Source organism: Chryseobacterium sp. T16E-39, assembly GCF_002216065.1.
Taxonomy (GTDB): Bacteria; Bacteroidota; Bacteroidia; order Flavobacteriales; family Weeksellaceae; genus Chryseobacterium.
This window is the reverse complement of the sequence record NZ_CP022282.1, coordinates 4,690,333-4,715,957: the sequence shown is the minus strand read 5'-3', so window position 1 is coordinate 4,715,957 and position 25,625 is coordinate 4,690,333. Positions and strand designations below refer to the sequence as shown.

General features: G+C 35.4%; 19 protein-coding genes. 6 read left to right on the top strand and 13 right to left on the bottom strand.

The genetic code is table 11. The annotated features are described in order from the left end of the window. The first annotated feature begins 410 nt into the window (after positions 1–410). Positions 411–1,718: a DEAD/DEAH box helicase gene (locus CEY12_RS21450; protein ID WP_089029596.1), complete on the top strand. Its 1,308-nt coding sequence runs from the start codon at positions 411–413 to the stop codon at positions 1,716–1,718. Positions 1,719–1,802: 84 nt separating this feature from the next. On the opposite strand, the gene CEY12_RS21445 is transcribed toward CEY12_RS21450, so the two are convergent. Together CEY12_RS21445 and CEY12_RS21440 are read right to left on the bottom strand one after the other, a co-directional pair. Next, a complete protein-coding gene (locus tag CEY12_RS21445) occupies positions 1,803–4,484 on the bottom strand; it encodes a reprolysin-like metallopeptidase (protein WP_089029595.1) in 2,682 nt (893 codons plus the stop codon). A 411-nt stretch (positions 4,485–4,895) separates the two neighbouring features. Next, a complete protein-coding gene (locus CEY12_RS21440) occupies positions 4,896–5,789 on the bottom strand; it encodes an SMP-30/gluconolactonase/LRE family protein (protein WP_089029594.1) in 894 nt (297 codons plus the stop codon). Positions 5,790–6,033: 244 nt separating this feature from the next. Here CEY12_RS21440 and ccoG point away from each other — a divergent pair, with 244 nt between their 5' ends. After that, positions 6,034–7,476, top strand: coding sequence for a cytochrome c oxidase accessory protein CcoG (gene ccoG / locus CEY12_RS21435; protein ID WP_089029593.1), 1,443 nt, complete (start codon positions 6,034–6,036; stop codon positions 7,474–7,476). Between the two features lie 9 nt (positions 7,477–7,485). Here ccoG and CEY12_RS21430 read toward each other — a convergent pair whose 3' ends face one another. Next, positions 7,486–8,370 (bottom strand): AraC family transcriptional regulator, encoded by an 885-nt coding sequence (locus CEY12_RS21430; RefSeq protein WP_089029592.1) that lies wholly within the window; start codon positions 8,368–8,370, stop codon positions 7,486–7,488. Between the two features lie 197 nt (positions 8,371–8,567). Between CEY12_RS21430 and CEY12_RS21425 the strand changes: the two genes are divergently transcribed. The 3 genes from CEY12_RS21425 (at position 8,568) to CEY12_RS21415 (ending at position 11,065) form a co-directional block, all read left to right on the top strand. After that, the gene (locus CEY12_RS21425) at positions 8,568–8,912 is read left to right on the top strand and encodes a MerR family transcriptional regulator (protein WP_089029591.1); all 345 of its coding nucleotides are present in this window, start codon (positions 8,568–8,570) and stop codon (positions 8,910–8,912) included. A gap of 212 nt (positions 8,913–9,124) precedes the next feature. Beyond that, positions 9,125–9,538, top strand: coding sequence for a copper resistance protein NlpE N-terminal domain-containing protein (locus tag CEY12_RS21420; RefSeq protein ID WP_089029590.1), 414 nt, complete (start codon positions 9,125–9,127; stop codon positions 9,536–9,538). Between the two features lie 234 nt (positions 9,539–9,772). Continuing rightward, positions 9,773–11,065, top strand: a complete 1,293-nt coding sequence (locus CEY12_RS21415) for a helix-hairpin-helix domain-containing protein (protein WP_228409751.1) — start codon at positions 9,773–9,775, stop codon at positions 11,063–11,065. 159 nt (positions 11,066–11,224) lie between these two features. On the opposite strand, the gene rluF is transcribed toward CEY12_RS21415, so the two are convergent. The 6 genes from rluF to CEY12_RS21385 all read right to left on the bottom strand — a co-directional run bounded on the left by rluF (position 11,225) and on the right by CEY12_RS21385 (position 15,274). After that, positions 11,225–11,947: a 23S rRNA pseudouridine(2604) synthase RluF gene (gene rluF / locus CEY12_RS21410; RefSeq protein ID WP_089029589.1), complete on the bottom strand. Its 723-nt coding sequence runs from the start codon at positions 11,945–11,947 to the stop codon at positions 11,225–11,227. A 91-nt stretch (positions 11,948–12,038) separates the two neighbouring features. Then, positions 12,039–12,749, bottom strand: coding sequence for a tRNA pseudouridine(55) synthase TruB (gene truB, locus CEY12_RS21405; protein WP_089029588.1), 711 nt, complete (start codon positions 12,747–12,749; stop codon positions 12,039–12,041). A gap of 19 nt (positions 12,750–12,768) precedes the next feature. Next, entirely contained in the window at positions 12,769–13,176 is a 408-nt protein-coding gene (locus CEY12_RS21400) for a hypothetical protein (protein WP_089029587.1), read from the bottom strand. Then, positions 13,177–13,995 (bottom strand): undecaprenyl-diphosphate phosphatase, encoded by an 819-nt coding sequence (locus CEY12_RS21395; RefSeq protein WP_089029586.1) that lies wholly within the window; start codon positions 13,993–13,995, stop codon positions 13,177–13,179. Positions 13,996–14,073: 78 nt separating this feature from the next. After that, positions 14,074–14,370, bottom strand: coding sequence for a DUF3098 domain-containing protein (locus CEY12_RS21390; protein WP_089029966.1), 297 nt, complete (start codon positions 14,368–14,370; stop codon positions 14,074–14,076). A gap of 4 nt (positions 14,371–14,374) precedes the next feature. Next, positions 14,375–15,274 carry a cell division protein FtsX gene (locus CEY12_RS21385; protein ID WP_089029585.1) on the bottom strand — a complete coding sequence of 300 codons (900 nt, stop codon included), beginning with the start codon at positions 15,272–15,274 and terminating at the stop codon, positions 14,375–14,377. 91 nt (positions 15,275–15,365) lie between these two features. Here CEY12_RS21385 and rsmA point away from each other — a divergent pair, with 91 nt between their 5' ends. Beyond that, the gene (gene rsmA, locus CEY12_RS21380) at positions 15,366–16,136 is read left to right on the top strand and encodes a 16S rRNA (adenine(1518)-N(6)/adenine(1519)-N(6))-dimethyltransferase RsmA (protein WP_089029584.1); all 771 of its coding nucleotides are present in this window, start codon (positions 15,366–15,368) and stop codon (positions 16,134–16,136) included. Positions 16,137–16,213: 77 nt separating this feature from the next. On the opposite strand, the gene CEY12_RS21375 is transcribed toward rsmA, so the two are convergent. The 4 genes from CEY12_RS21375 to CEY12_RS21360 all read right to left on the bottom strand — a co-directional run bounded on the left by CEY12_RS21375 (position 16,214) and on the right by CEY12_RS21360 (position 25,623). Then, entirely contained in the window at positions 16,214–18,589 is a 2,376-nt protein-coding gene (locus CEY12_RS21375; RefSeq protein ID WP_089029583.1) for a choice-of-anchor L domain-containing protein, read from the bottom strand. A gap of 126 nt (positions 18,590–18,715) precedes the next feature. Continuing rightward, positions 18,716–22,303 carry a choice-of-anchor L domain-containing protein gene (locus tag CEY12_RS21370; protein WP_089029582.1) on the bottom strand — a complete coding sequence of 1,196 codons (3,588 nt, stop codon included), beginning with the start codon at positions 22,301–22,303 and terminating at the stop codon, positions 18,716–18,718. 171 nt (positions 22,304–22,474) lie between these two features. Continuing rightward, positions 22,475–24,835 carry a choice-of-anchor L domain-containing protein gene (locus CEY12_RS21365; RefSeq protein ID WP_089029581.1) on the bottom strand — a complete coding sequence of 787 codons (2,361 nt, stop codon included), beginning with the start codon at positions 24,833–24,835 and terminating at the stop codon, positions 22,475–22,477. Between the two features lie 236 nt (positions 24,836–25,071). Further along, positions 25,072–25,623: a DUF1003 domain-containing protein gene (locus CEY12_RS21360; protein WP_089029580.1), complete on the bottom strand. Its 552-nt coding sequence runs from the start codon at positions 25,621–25,623 to the stop codon at positions 25,072–25,074. Positions 25,624–25,625: the final 2 nt, after the last annotated feature.

The window sequence follows — 25,625 nt, the reverse complement described above, 5'->3', positions numbered from 1 at the left end:
TAAAGAATTTAAAGATTGAAAGCCCCTTCAACTTCCAACATTCCATCCTGCAACTTCCTTTCTTTTTCAGAAGCTATTTCCCGCTATCCACTCATACTCCTCGCGCAGCTGCTTTTCCTACACTTGCTGTGGGGTACCCGTTTCTATCGGGGCTAGGTTTGGGTGTCGTTTTCATGCCCCTGTGTATTGTACAGAATTGAATGAGATTGCTTCGTCGCTTCGCTCCTCGCAATAAGATACCCCTCACTCGGTTCAGAAATCAAAGGCAGACATCGTCAAATGACAAAAGCTCTTATCAACCACCCAATTTTCCACTCTCCATTCTCCACTTTCAACTTTCAACTTTCCACTTTCAACTTTCAATTTTCCACTCCCATCCAACCTGCCTCCTAATTCACTATCTTTGCAAAATGGAATTAGAATCAATTTATCAAAAGCTGCAGATTCAGGATATGAATCAGATGCAGAAATCTATATATAAAGCCTCAGAAAATAAAACCGATATCGTTTTACTCTCCCCTACAGGGTCTGGAAAAACACTTGGCTTTTTATTTCCTGTCCTTCGGAATCTTAAAAAAGATACTTCAGGAATCCAGGCATTGATTTTAGTTCCGGCAAGAGAATTAGCTCTTCAGATAGAACAGGTGTTCAAAGCTATGGGAACTGATTTTAAAATTTCCGTATGTTATGGAGGTCATGATAAGAAAATTGAAGTTAATAACTTAATTGAAGCTCCCGCTGTATTAATTGGTACTCCTGGAAGAGTTGCCTATCATTTGCGAAACAACAACTTTGACCCTAAAACGATTCAAACATTGGTTCTTGATGAATTTGACAAAGCATTGGAATTAGGTTTTCATGACGATATGGAATTTATCATTCAATCTTTAAAAGGTCTTTCGCAACGTATTTTAACTTCCGCAACAGCGATGGATAAAATTCCTGAATTTACAGGCCTGAAAGATGAAAAAGTCATTGACTTTTTAAAATTAGGTGAAGCAAAACCAGACATTCAGCTGCGAAAAGTAATGACCATTTCTGAAGAAAAGCTGGATACCCTTTTCAATTTAATTTGCAAAATAGGAAACAAAAGAACACTGATATTCTGCAACCACCGTGAAGCAGTCGACCGTATTTCGGAACTTTTGCGTGAAAAAGGAATCGATAGGGAAACCTTCCACGGCGGAATGGAACAGGACGAAAGGGAACGCGCATTACTTAAATTCAGAAATGATTCTGCAAGAATTTTAATTACAACAGACCTTGCTTCAAGGGGATTGGATGTTCCTGAAGTAGAATCTATCGTCCATTATCAATTACCCCCTAAGGAAGATGCATTTATCCACAGAAACGGACGTACAGCAAGGATGAACGCAAAAGGCTTTGCGTATTTAATTATGACCGCGGAAGAAAATTTCCCATTTATTAAAAGTAATACTCCCGAAGAAAGTCTTTCAGGATTTCATGACATCCCTCAAAAGACGCCTTTCGAAACGATCTACATCAGCGCAGGAAAGAAAGACAAGGTAAATAAAGTGGATATTGTCGGTTATCTTATTAAGAAAGGTGAATTACAAAAAGAAGACATTGGTTTAATTGAAGTAAAAGATACCACGTCTTACGTTGCTGTTTCCAGAAAAAAAGTAAAAATTCTATTAAAAAAGCTAGCTAACGAAAAGCTTAAAGGAAAAAAAGTAAAAATGGAAATCGCCTATTAGGTATTAATCGGAATCAATCGTTTAAAAATAAAGATAGCGGCCAATGCACATTGGCCGCTATCTTCTTACAATAATATTAAAAACTTATTTAATGATCAGTTTTTGGCTATACACCCCTTTTGAAGAGTTGATATTGATAATATAAACTCCTTTAGGAATATTCAGATTAAATTCTTTAGTGAAGTCTCCATTACTTTGATAAGCATCAGAAGAGATCAGTCTGCCACTTGCATCCAATAGATTTACTTTAACTTCTCCAGATAAATTTCTGGATTTAACAAAGAAATTTCCGTTACTAGGGTTAGGATATACTTTAATATCATCTCCTAATTTAGCCAAAGAGGCGTCTTTTAACCCTAAAGTTTGTGTTTCTCTTGTACAAACCTCAAGTGACCAGGAGTTAATTGTACCTGTATTACCTTTATTATTATCTGAAGCAAAAAGTTTCCATTCTCCTTGTGCTTTATGCCCCTTAAAAATAGCTAATGATTCATTAGATAATGTTTCTCCCTGTATTGGCGAAGTACATGCAACTGCATTCCCAGCATCACTAAATGTAGCCGTAATACCAGATCTGTTATTACATTGTCTGTTCCAGATCAAAGCTGATGAACCAGCAGGACTCTCAATTCCAATAGCTAAATCTCTGACATTAGTATGTGCAAGAGAAGGTGTTACTTTAATTTTAGTGATAGTACCTGTATTATTTACAGTTAATGGGATAACTACCTTTGGAGAAGAAATATCACTACCTCCCGGACCATCTGTTATAGCAACAGCCGCTCCATTATAAGTATATGTATTACAAGTTTCGCCTGTAACATTATAATCTATCACGAAGCTCGGACTAACAGCATAATAAATATTGCCAACTGCTTCAATTAGAATATAAGCATTTGCTGATGTAGATCCTGCAGGAATTGTAATCTGTTCACTCCCGTCATTAGGTGTATTTGCTGCAATCGTTGTAAATGTCTGACCTCCGTCAGTAGATAATTTGATATTAACATTGGCTGTGCTTACAGGAGCCTGCGTTGTACCAGCAACATCCCATGTTACAGTAACTGCATTTCCCGAACTGGTTGACTGTCCGAACACAGGGGCAGTAATTTTAAAGGGGCCGGAAGCAGCATTTATAGTTATTAGGGTTTCATCTTTGTTAGTCTGTGGTGCAGTAGGATGGTTATTTCGTACTGTACATGTAAAGTTCAGATTCCTTGCAACGCTGGATACTGATTCCCAACGCGTAGAAAATACTCCTGCCAATACTTTATTAAAATCAGGAAAGTATCTTACTGGTGTACTTACCGGTGGTAGAGATCTGAAAGTTGGTCCCGCTGGTTTCGCTGCATACGCTAGAGAATTAACATCTCCTGTTTGTGTTGCACCAGAATCCATCTGTTCCCAGGTATAGGTATAAGAGGCATTATTTGCATCTGTCGTCGTCGCTTTTAATACAAATGGAGTAGATTTTGGAATGGTGTAATCTGCTCCTGCATTCACTACTGGTGCAGGATCAGCAAATGGTACATTGGTACCACATGCAATCCCCCCGATTACATCCTTAATTTCCTTAACATTGAAAGCATGAAAATAATCAAAGGAGTTAAACTGTACATCACTATTTCCTCCCATAATACCTGTATAGGCCATAATTGTAGAGCCACTTCCGGGTTCTAATAAAGAATCATCCGTGTAACTCCCATTATACAGTGTAAATGTATGATTAGCTCCAAGCTGGTGACCCATTTCATGAGCAACATAGTCTATATCAAATTTATCTCCTTCTGGAAAATTATGTGCAGTCCATCCACCCGCTTTAGCATTATCATTACAAATTACTCCAATGTCACCAGCTTGCCCATTACCATTCTTTTTATCCAGCAAATGTCCCATATCATAATTCTGAGCAGGAATACGTGCGGAGATCTGAGCCTGTGCCTCAGTAGGACCTCCATTAGTATATGGATCGGTAGCAGCATCTAAAAAGATAAGAGTGTCATTGTTCGCAATTAAATTAAAATGTACAGACAAATCTTTCTCAAACACTCCGTTCAGGCGGGTTAATGTTGTATTCATGGCGGCTAATATCACTGCTTTTTTCTGTGCATCCGTCGCATTCGCCGGAGTTCCGGCAGCTGTTAAGTGATATTGTGCATACTCTCCGGTACAAGACATGGCCAATCTGAAGGTGTTAAAACCTGCTGCCTTTTTATTTCCTGAATGGTTTTTATTTCCAACTGAATGCATCCCTACATCTTCAGCTGTAGAACATTTAAAAGGCTCTATTTCCTGGTTTTTTCTTGCTTTTGAATCGAAGACTGCATACACCGATCTGTCTTGAGAGTAGGGTTCGATAAATTCAGAAATTCCGGATCTTGTAATCATTGATGAAAAGCCCACAGGAGAAATACTGAACCTCAGATATGCAGAATGATCTTCCGTGCTCGTTCCTATATAAGATTTAATATCTGGATACTTTTCCTGTAGTTCAGGAGCCAAATTGGAATATTCCCATACCTGAAATCTTTCCATTTTCCCATTTACGCCAGGAATCGAAATAACAATTCCTTTTTCCTTAGCAGTGCGGGATGATGCGTTTTTCAAAGTCTGTTTTAAAAGATTGACATCCAGTGTATATAAACCAGAAAACTGCAATTTTTCCTGAGTTTTTTTCACGCTTTGGGAGCGTAACTCTGTTCTTTTCCACTGTGCAGATCCTAAAAACGGGATCATTGACAGTGCAATTAATACGTAAAATTTCATATCTATAATTTAAACGGGTTGTGTCGAACGATCAATGTGATTTTTTATTCAAAATTGTAATTACAAGTAAAAAAATAAACATTACCTATCTATCTCGTTAAGCTTTTAAATACTTTACAAAAAAAGCAAAAAAATAAATACAAAAATCACAAAATCAATAATAAACAGCACTCGTTATTAACATTTTCACAATTAACTTAAATAATTTTACAATAAATAAAAACAGACGAATGATTTTAAATAAAAAACATAATAAAAAGTAAAAAATTCACACCTACCTCATGCATAAAATGAAAAATAAATAAAACAACTGATCATATATCATTATTTAACAGATGTTTACCCATAAAAAAAACAAAGCGAGGTCACTAATCAGTGACCTCGCTTTGTTAGGATACAGTATATAATCAATTATTTTGTTCCTTTTACTCTCGTTGGTAAAGTATATACGGATTTCGAAGCTGTAATAAATAAAACATCATTATGCTTTCCTCCAAATGTTACATTAGAAGTCCATTCTTCATCTATCGGAATATGATATATTTTTTTCCCATCACGATTAAAAACGGTCACCCCTTTTCCGGTCAGATAAAGATTCCCATGTTTATCCAATGTCATTCCATCTGAGCCCATTTCACAAAACAGTCTCTTCTCTGAAAGTTTTCCTTCCTCCAGAATATCATACACATAAGTTTTTCCTGCATCAATATCCGAAATGTATAATTTTTTATATTTTTCACTTCCTGCAATTCCATTAGGCTGTGTAAAGGTATCTATCTTGCTAACCTTCCCTGCCTTATTTCTGTAGTAAAGACTTTTATGAGTGATTTCCTGCTTAAAATTCACCCAATAGTCTCTTTTATACAAAGGGTCGGTGAAATAAATTCCGCCAAAAGAATCTCCCCAAACATCATTGGGTCCATTAAGTCTCTTACCTTCAAAACCTTTTAGTAGGACCTGGACTTTTTTGTCTTTAGAAATTTTCCAGATTTCACCCTGATCATCAGAACAGGTGATCAGATTATCATCTTCATCAAAATGGGTCCCATTCGCTCTTCCTGTTTTATTCAAAAATTCTTTGATTTCATTTGTTTTCCAATCCCAATAATAAATTTTGTCATTGGGCTGGTCAGTAAAATAAACATTTCCTATTTTATCCGAAGATGGTCCTTCAGTAAAACTGAATTGATCTGAAATCTTCTCTGGTTTAACATCATGATAAAACATATTGGCATAATTTACTGATTGACAATTTAGTAGTACTAAAACCAAACCAATCCAACTCATTTTAAAGAGACTCTTCATTTCTTTTTCATTTAATACGCACAATGTACAACATGAAAAAATAAAATTCAAGTTTTATTCTCTCATTTTGATACAATAAATCCAAAAGACAATAAAATGTCCTAATAGTCCTATTTAATAAGTATATACTATTAGTATTCAATCTATTTAATAAAGAGCTTTGCAGTACGATAATCAATAGATATTTCTTATAGAGAAAAACGACAAAATAAGAGATTATTTACATGATATTTAAATTGACAAAATGAGCACAGGGACCAACGCCGAAAAAACAATAGCCATAGAGAATGAATCTTTCAGAAACTCTGTAGGAACAATGGATGATACCGGAAAAAGAAAATGGGTATTCCCCCGAAAACCTAAGGGAAAATACACCAACTACAGAAATTATACCAGCTATATCTTACTTGCCCTATTTTTTGGACTTCCATTTATTACCATTAACAACAATCCTTTTCTTCTCATCAACGTTATTGACAGAAAGTTTTTTATTGTCGGTCAGCCATTTTATCTGCAGGATTTTTTCATTCTTGCTTTAGGAGCTGTTACTTCTGTCATCTTTGTCATGTTATTCACTGTAGTTTTCGGACGGATATTCTGTGGATGGCTCTGCCCTCAGACCCTTTTCATGGAAATGGTTTTCCGAAAAATTGAATACTGGATTGAGGGTGACCGGAATAAGCAGATGAAATTGGATCGCCAGGAATGGGATGCTGAAAAAATCAGAAAGAAAGGATTGAAGTGGTCGGTGTTTATTTTGATTTCTTTGGTTATCAGCCATTTTATGTTCATGTACATCGTTGGTTATAGAGAGGTTTTTAAAATTATGAAGGAGGGACCTGCCGAACATTCACTGAAATTCATTGTGATGTTGTCTTTTACGGCAATTTTCTATTTTACATTTGCCTGGCTTCGTGAGCAGGTATGCACACTGGTATGTCCTTATGGACGCTTACAGGGAGTTTTGATCGACAAGCAGACCATTAATGTATATTATGATTTCAAAAGAGGAGAAAACCGTTCCAAATGGAGAAATGGGGAAGACAGAAAACTGGCAGGAAAAGGTGACTGCATCGATTGTCAGCAATGTGTAGTCGTTTGCCCTACCGGAATTGATATCAGAAACGGGCAACAGCTGGAATGTATTAATTGTACCGCATGCATTGATGCCTGTGATGAAGTTATGGAGAAAGTAGGCCTACCAAAGGGGTTGGTTCGTTATGCCACAGAATCCGAAATTGAAAATCAATCAAAATTCCACTTCACTTCAAGGATGACGATAACAACGATCTTTCTTGCTATACTGATAGGGTTTTTAGGATTTTTAATGTATGATCGTGGATCTATGGAAGCTAAATTTATCAAACCAGCCGGGTCAACTTTCTTTATTAAAAACGGAAAAATAACCAATACATTTATTTACACATTCCTCAATAAAACTAATGAAACTAAGGTGTTAACAATTAAAGTAACAAGCCCGAAAAATGGTGAAATTACATTCTTTGGTTCGGATCATATTATTTTAAAAGGGGACCAGATTCTGAAAGGGAACATTAATATTACTTTCCCTGAAGAAGAGATCAGGTTTTCAAAACAAAATATGGTGATTTCTGTATTCGATGAAAAAGGGAAAATAGTAGATACTTTTGAAACCACTTTTGAAGGGCCTTTTAAACTCCTTTTATAAGCTCTACATCTAAGATTTATAGTCGTGAATAAATTGCGTGGGTGTTATTCCGGAACTTTTCCGGAACACTCTTGCAAAATAGGAATACTCTTCATAGCCTAACCTGAACGCAATATCTACGAGACTCTCATTAAGATACATCAACATACGCTTAGCTTCAAGCATGACTCTTTCCGTAATTACTTCTGTAGCTGTTTTTTGAACAACAGTCTGTGTGATCCTGTTTAAGTGCTTTGAAGAAATATTCAGGGAGGAAGCATAATAAGAAATTGATTTTTCAGTAGCAAAATGAGTTTCAAGCATATTTTCGAAATCCTGATAATGTTTAAAATAAGAGATACTGGTTTCAGAATGCAGAGCTGTATAATCTCTGGAAAACTGTCGTGAAGAATGGATATATATTTTAGTAAGAAGAGAAAGAATAAGTTGCTCTTTCATTAAGTTCTGGGAAAGATATTCATCTTGTATTTCCTCACAGACTGCGATCATATTTTGCATATCCGTATCTTCAAGCTGAAGCTTCCTTGAAAAAGCAGTTGAATTAAAAAAAGGAAAATTTCTGAGATGTTGGTTTACATAGTGCATATCATAAAATTCCTGTGAGAAAAAAAAGATATAACCATCTGTATCATCTGAAAGCTCCCAGCTGTGCACCTGTCCGGGAGACAAAAAGAAAATACTTCCAGCTGAAACATCGTATTTCTGAAAATCGATTTCATGTACTCCTTCTCCCTTTGTAAAAAGTACAGTAACGTAAAAATCATGGCGATGTGGTTTTTCAATATGTTTATGGCTGGTAACCAGATGATCTTTCATTGTATTGAAATAAAAATCCGAAGGATTATTCTTTCCGGAATGAAAAAGATCGATATGAAGGACTGATATAGAGCTCAATTTTTTATTTTATTCAAAAATAAAAAAAGAGTTTCACTTGATCCTTATAAGCATTAAAATATAACGTATGCTCATGGAAAATAAAGTCTTTTAAAGAGAAAAGCTATCACAAAAAAGAAATCAGAAAAGACATATTTTATCACTTTACTTGTAATAAATTTTTAAAAAAATTATCTTTGAGGTTTAGGATTTGTAAAATGAAAATAAATTTACCTGATAAGCTGTATTATTCAATTGGAGAAGTTGCAAAAGCATTCGATGTAAACGCCTCATTAATACGTTATTGGGAACAGGAATTCCCTATTATCAAACCTAAAAAGAACAAAAAGGGAAACAGATACTTCACTCCTGAAGATATCAAGAACCTTCAGATCATCTATCATTTAGTTAAAGAAAAAGGCTATACACTGGACGGAGCAAAAATTGCTTTAACAACCAATAGTAAAATTTCTGAAACGATTACTCTTATTGACCGGTTAGAATTTGTAAAAGCAGAATTGCTAAAGTTAAAAGATTCTTTAGTAGAGACCGATTCCGAATAACATAAGGGAAACACGCAGTACTTTCTATCTCTTTTATTTCAAATTGAACAATAGTGTTTGATCAATCCGAAATATCTAATGATCACCCTTTTTTGATTTATAATATGCTCAAAAAGGCTTATTATTAAAAGAATTTCAATTATTTTCCTCTTTATAATTATTTTTCTTTGGCACTATTTTAGTTAGTAAGAAGGCATATTAAAAACCTTTTTATGAAAAATTTATTTGTAGCAGCTCTTTGCGCATCGTTCATCGGATTTACTTCTTGCAGTACAATGAATAAACAAACTTCCGAAACCTCAACGACTAAAGTTTCCACTTTTATGGTTGGAACATATAGCGGAATGATCCCTTCCGGGAATGCAAAAATGAGTACTGAAATCACTTTTAAAAGTGATAATACTTTCACATTGGCGGAAACTCTTCCGGGAAGCACAGACCCTATGTCAAGTACTGGAACATGGAAATATGACAAAAACTCGAATAAAGTCATTTTAATCTATTCAAATATTGCTGACAGGGTAACCACATTTACAATTGTTAATGATAAAACAATTCAAATGCATGCAGGTAGTGCATGGACAAAAGAAACAAAAGGATCTGAGTACAATTTAGTTCGTCAATAATAATCCTCATATTAGTTAAATACAATCCTCAAAATATTTTTTGGGGATTTTTTTGTTGTAAACAATAAGAATCTGTCTTCAAAATCCAGTACTCTCGTTGAAATAATGTAGTCAAAATTAAATTTGGACTTATTTTTATAATCAATACCCGGCAAAAATCTTCTATTACAATCACTAAATCAAATTTCCCATCTCATTCTTTTAAAAAGGTAATTTTATTGATAAGTTTACTTTATGATGAAAAGAAACTATTACCAAAGGATTGGACTTTTAGGTTTCCTGTTACTCATATTGTTTATCTTTCAGGAATACACCAGTAAAGAAAAAGAAAATTTTCCAGACATACATTTTGTTTCGGAAGGAGCGGAAGCAGCTCTGATTGTTGATTTTAATCCTAATAATTTCGATGAAAAACAATGGGAAGATCTGGGGTTCTCTGAAAAACAGGTATCTACCATCCTTCATTATAAAAAAATAGTGGGCGGGAAATTCACTTCCAAGGAGCAATTAAAAAAATGCTATGCTATTTCTGAAGAGAAATTTTCTGAAATCAGTGCCCATATTTTACTTCCTGAAAATAATACTGAAGCTGGAATTTATACTGTAAAAAATACAGATAAAAAAACAATTTCAGTAGTGAGAAAATTCGACCCGGATCTTCTTTCAGTAAAAGAATGGATAGATCTGGGATTCAGTGAAAGGCAGGCCGAGGCAATTTTAAAGTACAAAAGCTATTTAGGGGGCAGTTTTATAAGTAAAGAAAAATTTAAAGATTGCTTCATCATTAGTAATGAAAACTATCATCGAATAGCACCTTATCTAATTCTGCCGGAAAAAACTCCTGCACATGACAAAAGCTTTGCAAGCAAAAGCAACAATCTAAAATCGACACTAAAACTTAGTCCTTTTGATCCTAATGTTTTAGATTCGCGGGGCTGGCAAGCTCTAGGTTTTTCGGAAAACCAGGCAAGGACGATCATCAATTACCGTGACAGGAATTTAAGAGGTCAGTTTAAGAGCCTTGATGAGATTAAAAAGTGTTTTGTAATTTCTCAGGAAAAGTTTGAAGCTTTAAAGCCTTATATTAAAATTGCATCATTACAATCCGATGAGAAGAAGAAAGAAATTCCCCTCCAGACAACAGATTTTGCTAATATTGATCTGAACCGGATTACTTTTAAGCAACTTTTAGAATTCGGATTAGACGAAAAAAGTGCAGGCTCTATCATTGGTTTCAGAAAAAAACTGGGTGGATTTATCAATAAGAAACAAATTTTAGACACTTACAATATCGATATTGATCTGGTTCAAAAATTAATTTCCATCTGCAAATTAGATTCATCTGATATCATAAGATACACATTAGCTGATGCCCCTGAAGAATGGTTAAAGAATCATCCGTATTTCAAATATTCCGCAGATAAGATCATCTTCTATCGCGTGAGCAATGCTGATGATAAGAAGATATGGAAATTACTTAAACTTAAACCTGAATACGAGGAAAGGATGAAATTGTATTTGAAATGATTATTTGTAATATGTAAAAAGTATTCATGTATTAATGATCAATTCTGCAATAAGAGCAAAGAAGCTGATACTTGTTAAATAAGTTGATATTCGATAATTTTTTTTCTAAAAAAATCTCTTTGCATTTAACCGTTATTCGTGTTTTATTGCCTTATGAGCTTACTCTACCGTTTTACTGGAATCCTCAAGAAGTTCATTTAAAGCACCCAATTCTTCATCCGTTAGATCCCTCCATTTTCCCGGAGGTAAATCTAATTTGATGTTCATAATACGGATTCTTTTAAGCTTTTTCACCTCATAACCAAGATATTCACACATGCGACGGATCTGCCTGTTAAGCCCTTGTGTAAGAATGATCCTGAAGGTCATATCATCTACTTTCTCAACTTCACATTTTTTTGTCACAGTGTCCAAAATCGGAACCCCATTTCTCATTTTATCCAAAAATCTTGGATTAATGGGTTTATCAACTCTTACCAGATATTCTTTTTCATGATTATTTCTGGCTCTTAAGATCTTATTTACGATATCTCCGTCATTGGTAAGAAGAATAAGTCCTTCACTGGGTTTATCTAATCTTCCAATAGGAAAGATCCTTTTAGAATGGTTGATATAATCGACAATATTATTTTTTTCCCTTTTAGTATCTGTTGTACAAACGATCCCGACAGGTTTATTGAAAGCAATATAAACTGGTTTCTCTTCTGACTCACGAATTGGCTTACCATCTACTTCTACAATATCTTCATCGGAAATTTTTGTTCCCAATTCAGGAATTTTCCCGTTGATCTTTATTCTTCCTTCCTCCAATAGTTTATCAGCTGCTCTTCGTGAGCAGAAACCAACTTCTGATAAGTATTTATTAATTCGTGTTTTTTCCATTAATCGCCTCCGTAACCTATGTCGTTTTTATTATTAAGATTCTGTAAAATTATGATTTTTAAAATAAGTCTTCATTTCTGACTTTATTCTTCTAGATATCGGTATATATACTTTCAAACTTAAAATCGTTTTCTAAAAATTGATCCGTCCCATTCTCTATCATATATTCCCCAATTTTTGTTCTTCTTAATTGAGTCAGATAGGCTCCTACACCTAATTCCTGTCCAATATCATGAGCAAGACTTCTGATATAGGTTCCTTTGGAACATCCTACAGTGAAACTTACTAATGGAAGGTCGATCTTAATATTGTTAAGATAAAGAATAGTGGTCTTCCGGGATTTCATCTCTACTTCCTCTCCTGCCCTTGCAAGATTGTAAGCTCTTTTACCATCGATTTTTATTGCCGAAAATACGGGTGGTTTCTGATCTATCTCACCTATGAATTTGTGTAACGCCTCTTTGATCTGCTCTTCAGAAATATTTGAAATATCTTGATGAAGAATCTCAGGTTTTTCAGTATCGTAAGATTCAGTTTGTACCCCTATTTTAATTTCCGTCCAGTATTCTTTGGGAGCATCCTGTATTTCAGGGATCTTCTTTGTAAATTTCCCGGTACATACGATAAGCAATCCCGTTGCTCTAGGATCTAAAGTCCCTGCATGTCCTATTTTAAATTTTTTAGGAAGGTTAAACTCACTTTTGAGTTTATATTTCATTTTATTTACCGCTTGAAATGAAGTCCAATCCAATGGTTTATCTAATAAAAAAATATATCCTGATTGTAATTCTTCGCTAGTCACTTAGTCTCTATTAAATTATTTAAAGCTGATTTTTAGATGTTTGCAGATAATCATAGATAAGAATACTATCATTTCTGTATATATAATAAAGGGTAGAACTTCTTTTTTTTGAAATAGAATCACCTTCTTTGATTCTTTCATAAAAATTAGAATCAATATCCAATTTTTCTTGGTCATAAAAGATGATATAATAGGGCATATATCTATTTTCAGTATCCAGCCTTTTCTCAACTATCCGCCCTTCCTTACTATATTCTAAATTTTTTTGTAAATCCAACAGCATATTACGGCTATAATCAGAATCACGGTTACATTTTTGGATAACAAAACCTACCATAACAGCACCGATCACCACAACTATTACAAAATATCTTGTATCAGTAAGTATTTTCTCAGCAATCCTTTCATTAAGTTCCTTACCAAACACTTACTTGAAAAAATAAAAATAAATAAGCAAGGCTATTCCAACGAAAATACGGTACCAGCCCCAAGGTTTGAAACCATATTTATTAAGTACTCCAATAAAAGCTTTAATAGCAATTAATGCAACAATAAATGCCACTACATTTCCCACTATAAAAATAGTAAGATGATCATGTGATGACAGAATCATCTCGTATCCTTTTTGAGGGGTAGCCGTTTCTTTCCCCCATGTTTTCACAAAAACGGAATATACGGTAACAGCGAGCATAGTAGGAACAGCTAAAAAGAATGAGAATTCTGCAGCCGCCTTTCTGGTCAGCCCCTGAGTCATCCCTCCAATGATAGAGGCAGCACTTCTACTGGTTCCCGGCATCATGGCAAGACATTGCCAAAATCCTATTGTAACTGCTTTTTTAATGGTAATCCCTTTTTCATCATCAATTACCGGGTTTTTAAACCACTTATCTGCAAACAAAAGAACAATCCCACCTAAAACCAAAACAGATGAGATCGCAATCTGATTACCAAGAATTGCTTCAATCTTATCATCAAAAAGATACCCTAAAGCTAAAGCAGGTACTACTGCAAAGGCCAGTTTATAATAAAATTTAATATTATTAAAGTCAAAGAATTTCTTCCAGTAAGCAACTACTACCGATAAAATAGCACCAAACTGAATAGAAACCTGAAACATCTTTAAAAACTCATCCTCCGGTAATCCCATTAAGCTGGCTGTAAAACCCATATGAGCAGTAGAAGAAATTGGAAGATACTCAGTAAGACCTTCTATGATGGCAATAATTATTGCTTTGAATAAATCCATATCTATAAAATTAAAAAATTAAGAAACCTGAAATTCAGACTGTTCCAAATTCCAGATTTCTTAATCTTAAATAAAAAATTATTTTCTTTTTAAAATCGCATATACTTCGATCGCGAAACCGATCACCACAAACAACGGAGCTATTCTGATTCTACGAATAGAGAAAATACCATCGTTCCAGGAATTCGGATCGTATTTACCATCTACAGTATTTGCATCCGCCCCCATCATAAGTAGAAAACCAACCACTATAAATGCTAATCCGATCAGCATCCATTTAAAATTTTGCTGTCCGAAATAAAATGCGTTTTCCTGTGGAGCTTTAGTATCAGTACCAAACTCTGCTGCAGAAAATTTATTTGTTTTTTTGCTCATTTTTTTAAGAATAATATAAGTCGTCAACGTTTGTTCTTAAGAATCTCCATGTTGCAACAATCGTACTTAGTACCGTAATAAAAATTCCAACTCCAAATACTAATACAACCAGCCAGAAATACTGTTGATTATCTTGAACGAATGTAGATCCAATCTGACTCGTGAAATAGTACCATACCCCAAATAATGCAAGAAGTCCAATAACAGAACCTATACATCCTAAAATTAGGGCTTCCACAATAAATGGTTTCAAAATAAACCTTCTCTTTGCACCTACCAGCTGCATGGTTTTAATAATAAATCTCTTAGAGAATATCTTCAAACGTATTGAATTGTTGATTAAAACTACCGCTAAAACAAGGAAGAGTATAGAAAATCCTAAGATCCATTTTAATATCCTATTCAGGTTATTATAAACATCTACCATCAGGGTACTGTTGTTCTTCACATCTATTATACCCGGAACAGATTTTAATGTTTTTATAGCTGCATCAATTTTAGCAGGATCTACATATTCAGGTTTTAAAGCCACTTCTATAGATGAAGGAAAGATGTTATCTTCAAAAAGTGCATCACTGTCAATCCCCATACTTGCTTTGGCTTCTTTAGCAGCCATTTCCCTTGAAATATAGGTTGCTCTTTTCACAGGAGCTAAAGTCTGTACTTTTTTAAAAGTTTCTTCTTCGAGTTTCGCAATTTTCACAGAGTCCTTAGCATCATAGTTTTCATCGAAATACGCATTTACAACTAATTGCTCTTTGATATAGTCAGAATATTTCTGGGCATTAATTAAAATCAATCCCATTAATCCTAACAAAAATAGCACTAAGGCAATACTAATTACCACTGTAATATTGCTGGACCTAAGTCTTTTCTTATTAAATTCATCTACAGATTTCGCCATTAATATTAAAATTTTTGGCTAAAATAGAAAAAATCTTCCGAAATTTGGGACGAAAAAGAGAAAATCATTGTTAACGAAATCATAAAAAACTTTGAGTGTAAAAGCAAAAAAACATCTCGGTCAACACTTCCTGACAGATGAGAATATAGCGAGAAAAATTGTAGAGGGCTTAAGCTTTGAAAACTACAATAACATTATGGAAGTTGGACCTGGTATGGGTGTTCTTACAAAATATCTTTTGGAAAAAGAGCAGTACATCTACCTTGCGGAAATAGATAACGAATCTATAGAATATTTAAAAAAGCACTATTCTAAGATCACAGAGAAAAATTTTGTGGGAGATTTCCTTAAGCAGGACTTTGCATTTATAAACAATGAGCAACTTGCTATTATTGGTAATTTCCCTTATAATATTTCTTCGCAGATCCTATTTAAAATTATAGATCATTATGAACTCATTCCTGAAATGGTAGGAATGTTTCAAAAGGAAGTTGCCGAAAGAACAGCAGCTGTTCCAAGAACAAAAGACTACGGAATTTTATCTGTCCTGATCCAGGCCTATTACGATGTTTCTTACATGTTCACGGTTCATGAAAATGTCTTCAACCCTCCTCCAAAAGTAAAATCAGGAGTTATTAAATTGTCCAGAAATCCTAAGGAAGGACTAGCAGGCAATGAAGTTCTATTTAAGCAGATCGTAAAAGCAGGATTTAACCAAAGAAGAAAGAAGCTTTCTAATTCCCTTAAAGTATTGAATATTCCGGAGGTTCTAAAAACTCACGAATTTCTGGATAAAAGAGCTGAAGAACTTAGTGTATCAGATTTCATATCCTTTACAAAACAATGGAAGGAGAATCTTTAAAAATACAATCATAAACAAACACAAAAAAGCCTTTCAGATACTGAAAGGCTTTTTATTTAAATATATTCGTCGAATTTTTATTCTCTGTTTTTAAGCATAATCCAGCCAGACCAGTTCATCTGAGCTTTTGATTTCGGATACTCAAAATTAAACTTATACCAATAGGTTGCCGTTGACAATCGCTTGCCTCCTACTGTTCCATCCCAGATCGGAGTCTGTTTAGAAAATCTGAACATTTCAACACCATATCTATCATAAATAGAACCGGTAAAGTTATTGAAGTCCCCTAACGAGGTAAGATCAAGAACATCATTAACCCCATCCTGATTTGGAGTGATAATATTAGCAATTTTTAAGGTAAAGAAGTCAAGTGTTCCTACACAATGAGTTCCCACTATTCTTACCTGCAGATGGTAGGTAGTGTTATCCAGTAGTCCAGGAAATACATTAGAAGTTTGCCAGGAAACTCCATTATCAATCGAATATTCCAGTACTCCCGGGTTATTATTAATCGACGGGTTTACGGCAGTAATTGTTAATGTATTGCTGTTGTTATAATCTAAACCGTTAATAAAAGGCAATGTTGCTGCCATTACTTTGGAGGTGAAAACTCTTGTACAGTACCCGTTATCAATGGTAACAGAATATATTCCCAATTGATCCACAAAAATCGTCTGAGTCGTTTCCCCTGTACTCCATAAGTACTTATAATTAGGACCGGCACCAGCATCTAAAGTAATTCTATCCCCAACACACATTTCAACATCTTTCAATGGAGAGGTAATTTCTGGTACCACTTCTACAGTAACCGTAGCAGGTTGAAGTGATTTACATCCTTTTGCCCCAATTGCATATACTGTAAATGTTGTTGTATTGAATAAAGTTACCGTCTGAGAGTTACCAGTACCTGTAAAGTTACTCCATAAATAAGTCACCCCTCCTGTTGCTGTAAGGCTTACCGAATCTCCTGGGCATATCTTAAGTTTTGTAGAAACAACATGAGCCGTAGGGGTCACTTCTTTTGCCAAAGTTAATTTAACCAATCTACTACAGAATCCTCCATTAGATACTACTGTATATAAGATCTGGCCATCATTACCATTATAATTAAGTGGAGTTGTAATATAATTGTTGTTTTGAGCTAAAGCGTCAGCTTGATTTTCATAGAAATGAACAACAACATTCGGGGTCGTAGTAATTGAAGGAATTGCTGCAATAAGATCGAATGTTGTAACATCCGGTGTTGTACAAAGTAACAAGGTCGCATCATTCGCAGTAGGTGTAGTACCCCCGTGAATCTGAATAGACGCTTTCCCCGGACATGGGTTTCCAGGGAAACTTACTTCAATAGTATAAGTTCCCGGTTGTGTTGCAACGATAGAGTTAGTTGTAGCTCCCTGTACAATAGCTCCATTATAATACCATTGATAAGCCATATTCGGATCACTTACTGATGCCGTCAGTACCTGAGGAACATTATCACACACATTGATATCGGATGGTAGTGTACCTCCATCCGGATCTAATAGTTCCACACCTATATTGAAAGATCCACCTTCTAAAAACACTGCGGAGTCATAACTCGTATCAATTGCATCTGCCAGAACCATTTTAAAGTGGTACGCCTGTCCGGGAATAACGGTAGCTGTAGCAGTTAAAGGAACGGTTCTTCCGTTAAAGTTAGTTTCAATATTCGTGGTATTATATCCTCCAAAAAAAGTCGGGTTAACAGCACCACAACTTAGCGGACTTCCACTAAACTGGGTATCCGGGTGGATGTTTGTTACACTTACGGGTCCTGCCCCACTTGGCAATACAGCCATATTTACATAAGGAGCTGCACCCGCAACAGGTTTAAGCAATAAGGCAAATGCATCTGAATAGCTACAAGGAAACGAAGTTGTATATTCTTCAGAGGCAAATAAATAATTAAATTTCACCTGTGAAGAAGTAGGAACGAAATCAAATTCCAGTACTACTGCATCATTTAAATTTACTGAGGGATTAGTAGCCGCAACCAGGTCAGGATCACTTCCTGTTCCAACAAGATCACTTAGAGGGCTATCAACATCTACGTAGGTATTTCCGGTTCTATTTGCCTTTCCGGTCACTAACACAATTCCGTCTTTAAATGGAAAGTTCGTGGTCCCTTTATGAAAATATCCCCAAGCTCTGTTGGCATCACTGGCTGGCAAATTAGGATTTACAACAACATTGGATACATTGGGAGTTACACAGGAATTTGTTCCCGAAGAAATTAATACATCCTTTACAAGCTGCGTAATATTAAAAGCCGATTCATTATATCCCGGAGCATTTACATCAATAAAAGCTCCTGCTTTGGCAGCTAAATTAGGTTTTGGTTTCGGGACTTTTCTAGGATAAATATTTTGTGAATGATAAAAATTCAACGAGACTAAAAAAAAAGAAAACAATAGTAGATATCTCTTCATAATATTTTTGTTTCAACAAATTTAATTTTTTTTTAAACATCCCACACACATATTTAATAATATTATGTTAAAAAACAAAGTCTCCCTTTTATGGAAGACTTTATTATGAATGTATATTTTTGAATATTAATTCCTATTTTTCAATAATATCCAGCCAGTTCGTAATTCCAGCTTTTTACTTGCCGGATTTTCCCATTGCACTCTATACCAATAAGTAGCTGTAGGCAGATTAAGTCCTTTTACATTTCCTCTCCATATCGGTTCCAGTTTTGTCGCTTTAAAGAGTTCCTGACCGTATCTGTTGAAGATTGACGCTGCAAAATTATTATAATCACTTATTCCCGAGAAATCAATTGTATCATTGAGTCCATCAGAATTAGGTGTAATAGCGTTACTAATTACAAATGTGAAGTAACTCATTGATGTACTACATTTAGCTTCCTTCACCCTTACCATTAAATTATAATTTGTATTGTTTAGAACATTATAAAATATATTTGAATTCTGCCACGTAAGTCCTCCATCTATAGAATATTCTAAAACACCACCAGTAGGATTGGTTGCCGTTAACGTAAGAACGTGATTTTCAAAAACAATATTGGTAAATTGTGGTAAATTAGGATTCAATAATTGAGCTGTAAAAGCTTTGGAACACGTCCCGTTACTGATCGTTACGGTATAGGTCCCTGTAACATTTGTTGAAATGGTTTGAGTTGTTGCCCCATTACTCCAAATATACGTATAGTTAGGTCCACTTCCCGCATCTAAAGTCCCAGTATCTCCCTTACAAACATATACATCTTCCAGGGTAGAAGTAATGGCTGGTACCACTTCAATGGTAATCGTTGCAGGGTTAATTGAGCTACATCCATTTCCTCCCAATGCATATACGGAATACGTAGTGGTAGCGGTTGGAGAAACGACCTGTGTATTGCCATTACCCGGCAATCCAACCCAATTGTAGGTAATCCCGCCGGAAGCTAACAAAGTAACAGATTCCCCTGCACAGATTTTAGATTTTGAAGCACTAACAGTAGCTACAGGAGGTCCAACGATAACGGTAATTGTTGCAGGATTCACCGAAATACATCCATTGGCCCCAACTGCATATACCGTATACGTAGTGGTTACTGTCGGAGATACAGTTTGTGTACTCCCATTACCTGGTAATCCTGTCCAGTTATAGGTTACTCCACCACTAGCCGTTAAGGTAACAGATTCTCCCACACAAATCTGTGGATGAGATGATATTACAGTGGCTACCGGAGGCGTTTTATTTTCTATTACCGTAACTGTCGCCGTATAAGTACAACTTAAGTTTCCAGGCTGTGTAGTATTCTGTACTGTTAAAGTATAGGTTCCACCTGCATTAACTACAGGCGTTAATGTATTCGCTCCTGAAACAATATTACCTCCGACTGTTGTCCATACTATGGTAGAACCTGCAGGAACTATCGAAGCTGAAGCATTTAAGGTCAGCTGTGTTGTTGTACATGTAATACTTTGAGGAGTGGCGATAGTAAGTGTTGTTTCTGCCGTTTTTAATAATTGTAAATTCACAACATAAGAACATCCTCCATTTTTAACTAACACATAAATGGTTACGTTACCCGGAGTTGAATAAGCTGTGGGTGTGGCAATCGTATTTGCATTTCCCGCATTAGCATCTGCAAGATTTACATAATATGCAAATGTAGCAGTTCCAACAGTGGTTATTTGCGGTTGAGCAGAAGTAAGATCGTATGTTAGATTACCTGGCTGGTAGCATTTAAGCAATGTTGCATTCTGTACTGTAATGGGCTGTGAAACTACAATTGTTATGGTTGCAGGATTCTGAGAAACGCACCCATTAGCTCCGACAGCAGTAACAGTATAAGTAGTTGTAGTAGCTGGTGTTACAGTTTGTGTATTTCCAGTACCCGGTAACCCCGTCCAGTTGTAAGTCGTCCCACCTGAAGCGGTTAAGGTTACTGTATCTCCGGCACAGATCAACACTTTAGTTGCAGTAAGAGTTGTAGTTGGAGGTGCACTATCTCCTATTACGGTAACAGTTGCAGTAGCAGTACAGACTACACTTCCAGGTTGATAGGTATTAGAAATGGTCAGAGTGTATGTTCCTGCCGTATTTACGATAGGAGTTAAAGTATTACCTCCTGACACAATATTACCTCCGGTTGTTGTCCAGTTGAATGTAGATCCTGGAGGATATGCGGATGTTGAAGCGTTAAGAGTTATTTGTGAATTTGCACAGGTTAAAGCCGTCGGAGGAGCTATTGTAGCTGTCATTTGTGGTGCTTTTATAAGCTGCAGCTGAGCAACCTTTGAACAAAATCCATTTTTTACAAGCACATAAACAGTTTGTCCACCAGGGCTTGAATAAGCCGTTGGCGTAGCAATAGTGTTTGCATTTCCTGCATTAGCATCTGCTAAATTTGCATAATAACTAAATGTTGCCCCTGGCGTTCCACTAATTGATGCTTGTGCAGATGGTAAATTAAAAATTGCATTCCCTGGAGCATAGCAGGCAGTTAGTGTTGAATTTTGCACCGTCGGTGATGTTCCTCCAACGATAGTAACAGTAGCCGTTCCCGGACAGGTATTTCCTGCAAGCAGGACCTGAAGAGTATAAACACCAGGCTGTGTTGCGGTATAAGTAGAGCTAGTAGCCCCTGGAATAGCAACATTATTTAAAAACCATTGATAAGTAGCTGTTGAATTCTGAACTGAAGCAGTAAGCACTTGTGGAGCATTATCACAAACATTGATGGATGGAGGTAATGCAACACCTGCTGGACCTAAAATCTGAACTCCTATGTCGAAAGATCCGGCTTCCAAGAAGACAGCTGAATCAAAGTTCTTATCCTGATAATCCGCCAAAACTATTTTGAAATGATAGGTTTGACCAGGAATTACTGTTGCTTTAGCCGTTAATGGAACCGTACGTCCATCAAAATTAGTTACCACCTGAGGATTATTGATCGCATCAAAATATTGTGCATTTTTAGGTCCACAAGGTAAACTTGAAGGTATAATATTGGTTACACTTACAGGGCCGGCGCCATTAGGCAACACAGCTAAATTGGTATAGTTGGGATCTCCTACTTTTTTCAATAATAAAGCAAATCCGTCTGCGATACTACAGGTAAAAATATTTCCCGTAGAATACTCTTTTGAAGCAAATAAATACCGGAATGAAACCTCAGTAGAACTTGGAACAAAATCAAATTCTATTGATGTTGCATCTCTTAAGGATCCATTATTAACATTTAAAGCAGTTGCCAAATCAATATCACCGCCCGAAGGAAGAGGATCACTTAAGGTGTTCTGAAAATCATTTCCCGCTTTTCTAGCAAATCCGGTTACAAGAACAATACCTTTAGCAAAGGGAAAATTGGTGGTTGCTTTATTAAAATAACCCCAACTTCTGTCTGCATCACTTGCTGCTAAATTAGGAGATACCGTAACATTACTTACATTAGCTGTTGTACAAGTAGATCCTCCTGTAATAAGAACATCTTTTACCAACTGAGTAATATTGTAGTTTGATTCTGGGTATCCGGCTGCATTTACATCAATAAAAGCTCCGGCTTTCATACTTTCAGCTGAAGGTTTTTTCAATGTAGTATTTTGCCCCCTATTTTGAGAGAAAATAAAATTACCTACAAGAACTAAAAATAAAGCCAGAAATAAACTTCTCGTCCTCCTATTTAACATTTTATATTGTTTTCAACAAAAATACTATTTTTTTTGATTGAAATTCAAATCAATTCAAATTGTATTATTAATAATATAAACATATTTATACTAAAATATTTCTTTTAATATAAGTGAAAAACAAAAAAAGACTAACAAATAGTTAGTCTTTTTACAAATATGATTAATACATTATTCGAAATTTTTCAATAAAATCCAGCCTGTTTTTACGGCTTTTTCTTTACTCGCAGGATCTTCAAAAGTCACCTGATACCAGTAAGATGAAGAAGGTAATCGTTTACCCTGGAAATATCCATCCCAGTAAGGTCTCACCTTTTCAGCTTTATACACCTCACGTCCATAGCGGTCAAATATGCTCGCTGTGAAATCTTTATACTCGTTGATTCCTCTAAAATCAATAATATCATTCACATTATCTCCATTTGGTGTAATTACATTTTTCATTATGAATGTAAAATACTCCAGGAAGCCAACACAACTAGTATTTTTCACCCGAACTCTGATTGTTATTAATTTATTATTTGGAACATTATGGAACACGTTTGATGGTTGCCATGTTAACCCATTATCAATTGAATATTCCAGAATTCCATTACTTGGATTACTTGCTGTAATAATCATTGTTCCATCAGCATTATAATCAGCTTTGATAACTACTGGAATGATAGCCTGGATTACCTGAGTAGTAAACACTTTGGAACAAACACCATTATCAATAGTTACAGTATAGGTACCTGGAGTGGCTGCTGTAATCGTTTGAGTGGTTGAACCAGTATTCCATGTATAGCTATAATTCGGTCCTGCTCCGGCATCTAAGGTAATCTGGTCCCCAGTACATATCATTCCACCACTAAGATTAGACGTGATTGCTGGTACTACTTCTACTGTTACAGAAGCAGGTAATAATGATTTACATCCTTTTGCTCCAATAGCATATACGGTATAAGTAGTAGTCTGAGTAGGGCTTACGGTTCTTGTCGGTCCACTTGTAGAAACATCGCTCCACAGATAAGTAACACCACCCGAAGCTGTTAATAAAACAGATTCACCTGAACATATTTTCATTTTTGATGAAATGAGCTGAGTAACCGGTGTGGCTTCTTTTACTAAAGTCAGCTTTACCATTTTGCTACAAAATGCTCCATTAGAAACGACCACATACAAGATTTGGCCATCCGTACCATCAAAACTTGACAAATTAGTGATAAAGCTATTATTTTGTGCAACAGCATCAGCCTGATTCACGTAAAAATGGAATACAGCGCCCGAAGTTGTACTTATTAATGGTATTGCTGTATTTAAATCAAAATTGAGAGCGTTTGGAGTAGTACAAATCTTCAATGTAGCATCGTGTGCTGTAGGCGTAGTCCCTCCTATGATAGTAATAGTCGCTGATCCAGGACATTGATTTCCAGGTACAGAAACTTTCACCTCATATACCCCTGGTTGGGTTGCTACATATTGAATATTGGTAGCACCTGGAATAGCAACCCCATTTTTAAACCATTGGAAAGTCATTCCTGGTATCGCACTAACCTGAGCTTTTAAAATTTGAGGGGTATTGTCACACATATGAATTGTGTCAGGCAATATAGTTCCGGCTCCGTCAGTAATTTTAATTCCAATATCAAAAGATCCTCCTTCAATAAATACAGCAGAATCATAACCCGTATCTCTGTAGTCAGATAAAACCATTTTAAAATGATAAGCAACTCCTGGTGTAACATCTGCAATTGCAGTTAAAGGAACTGTTCTCCCTTCATAATTTGTTACAACATTAGCTACAGAATTATATCCTGCGAAATAATTTTCGTTGATAGCAGCACATCCTCCAGGTCCCGTAATAACAGGGTGAATATTCGTCATACTCACGGGTCCTGCCGTTCCTGGTAAAACAGCAACATTCACATAAGGACCTCCACTAACAGGTTTAATCAATAAAGCAAATGCATCAGAATATTGACATGGATAACTTCCTGTATATTCTTCGGAAGCAAAAAGATAATTAAACTTCACCTGATTAGAGTTGGGTACAAAATCAAACTCCAACATTACATTATCTTTATATTGATCACTAGGGTTGGTGATAGGAACTGCTGCTACCAAATCAGGATCATTAATCCCGGCACCAACAACATCTACACTTACAGAGGATGCTACATTTCCCGCCTGCACGGCATGACCTGTAGTTAAAACAATACCATCTGTAAAAGGAAAATTTGTCGTCCCTTTGTTGAAATACCCCCAAAACCGATCATTATTAGTTGCCGGATGATTAGGAGTCACTGACACATTTGTTACATTAGGTACTGAACATGTTGATCCACCATTAATAAGAATATCTTTCACAAGTTGATCCGGAGAATAACTGGACGGTGCATAACCGGCAGCATTTACATCTATAAAAACCCCGGCTTTGTTGTTTGCTGACGTCACTATACTTTTGAGAGGTTTTCTCTGAGAAAATACAGAAACAGAAACTAATAACAATACCAATAAGAAAAAGTAGTTTTTCGGTCTATAATTTAACATTTTGTTGTTGTTTGTTCAAAAATAGCAAAAAATACTTTCATAAGACTATTATTTTATCAATTAACCCAATATAAATAAGTTGAGTCAAATTTATAAATTCACAATAAAACTCTAATTTTCAACAACTATATAAACTATTTATTTAAAAATCAACAATCATACAAATAAAAAAGACTGATAAATCATCACACTCCAGAATTTATTTTTTTAATTTAAATGATAGATTTAACTTAAAATTAATCTTTCTTTAGCTCATTAATTTCATTTTTAAGCTGCAAAATTATATCTTTCAATGCTTTAATTTCGTTCTTATTGGAATTTACACTGCTTTTTAATATTACTTTCTTTGCTCTTTCATTGTGATCTTCATCATCTTCATCTTCGTTGATCTCTTCAATGTCTTCCTGAATATCTTCAATGTCCTCATTGATCTCCTCAATATCTTCGCTAATCTCCTCGATATCCTCACTGATCTCCTCAATATCTTCACTGATCTCTTCGATATCTTCCTGAATATCTTCAATATCTTCCTGAATATCTTCAATTTTTTCGTGGCTTCGATTGACAGACATCTGGATAAAAATAGCAAGATAAATTGCCTCCAATGACACTACTGTTGTAAGAATAAGAAGCATCTTATCAAACTCTACAATATGCAGTATCGGAAGAAGAAATGAAATAATAAAAAACAATGTATGGGCAATAAGAGAAGGAATAGAACCAATCCACCAGGTAATCCCATTAGCAATCTTTTCCAGAGTTTCTGTTTTCTCAATATGCGATTTCATTA

Coding starts and splice junctions, on each gene's coding strand:
- CEY12_RS21425 (WP_089029591.1), top strand. CDS start 8,568: ATGAAAATAAATTTACCTGATAAGCTGTATTATTCAATTGGAGAAGTT.
- CEY12_RS21440 (WP_089029594.1), bottom strand. CDS start 5,789: ATGAAGAGTCTCTTTAAAATGAGTTGGATTGGTTTGGTTTTAGTACTA.
- CEY12_RS21365 (WP_089029581.1), bottom strand. CDS start 24,835: ATGTTAAATTATAGACCGAAAAACTACTTTTTCTTATTGGTATTGTTA.
- CEY12_RS21385 (WP_089029585.1), bottom strand. CDS start 15,274: ATGGCGAAATCTGTAGATGAATTTAATAAGAAAAGACTTAGGTCCAGC.
- CEY12_RS21450 (WP_089029596.1), top strand. CDS start 411: ATGGAATTAGAATCAATTTATCAAAAGCTGCAGATTCAGGATATGAAT.
- rluF (WP_089029589.1), bottom strand. CDS start 11,947: ATGGAAAAAACACGAATTAATAAATACTTATCAGAAGTTGGTTTCTGC.
- CEY12_RS21420 (WP_089029590.1), top strand. CDS start 9,125: ATGAAAAATTTATTTGTAGCAGCTCTTTGCGCATCGTTCATCGGATTT.
- ccoG (WP_089029593.1), top strand. CDS start 6,034: ATGAGCACAGGGACCAACGCCGAAAAAACAATAGCCATAGAGAATGAA.
- CEY12_RS21395 (WP_089029586.1), bottom strand. CDS start 13,995: ATGGATTTATTCAAAGCAATAATTATTGCCATCATAGAAGGTCTTACT.
- CEY12_RS21360 (WP_089029580.1), bottom strand. CDS start 25,623: ATGAAATCGCATATTGAGAAAACAGAAACTCTGGAAAAGATTGCTAAT.
- CEY12_RS21415 (WP_228409751.1), top strand. CDS start 9,773: ATGATGAAAAGAAACTATTACCAAAGGATTGGACTTTTAGGTTTCCTG.
- CEY12_RS21370 (WP_089029582.1), bottom strand. CDS start 22,303: ATGTTAAATAGGAGGACGAGAAGTTTATTTCTGGCTTTATTTTTAGTT.
- CEY12_RS21375 (WP_089029583.1), bottom strand. CDS start 18,589: ATGAAGAGATATCTACTATTGTTTTCTTTTTTTTTAGTCTCGTTGAAT.
- CEY12_RS21445 (WP_089029595.1), bottom strand. CDS start 4,484: ATGAAATTTTACGTATTAATTGCACTGTCAATGATCCCGTTTTTAGGA.
- CEY12_RS21390 (WP_089029966.1), bottom strand. CDS start 14,370: ATGAGCAAAAAAACAAATAAATTTTCTGCAGCAGAGTTTGGTACTGAT.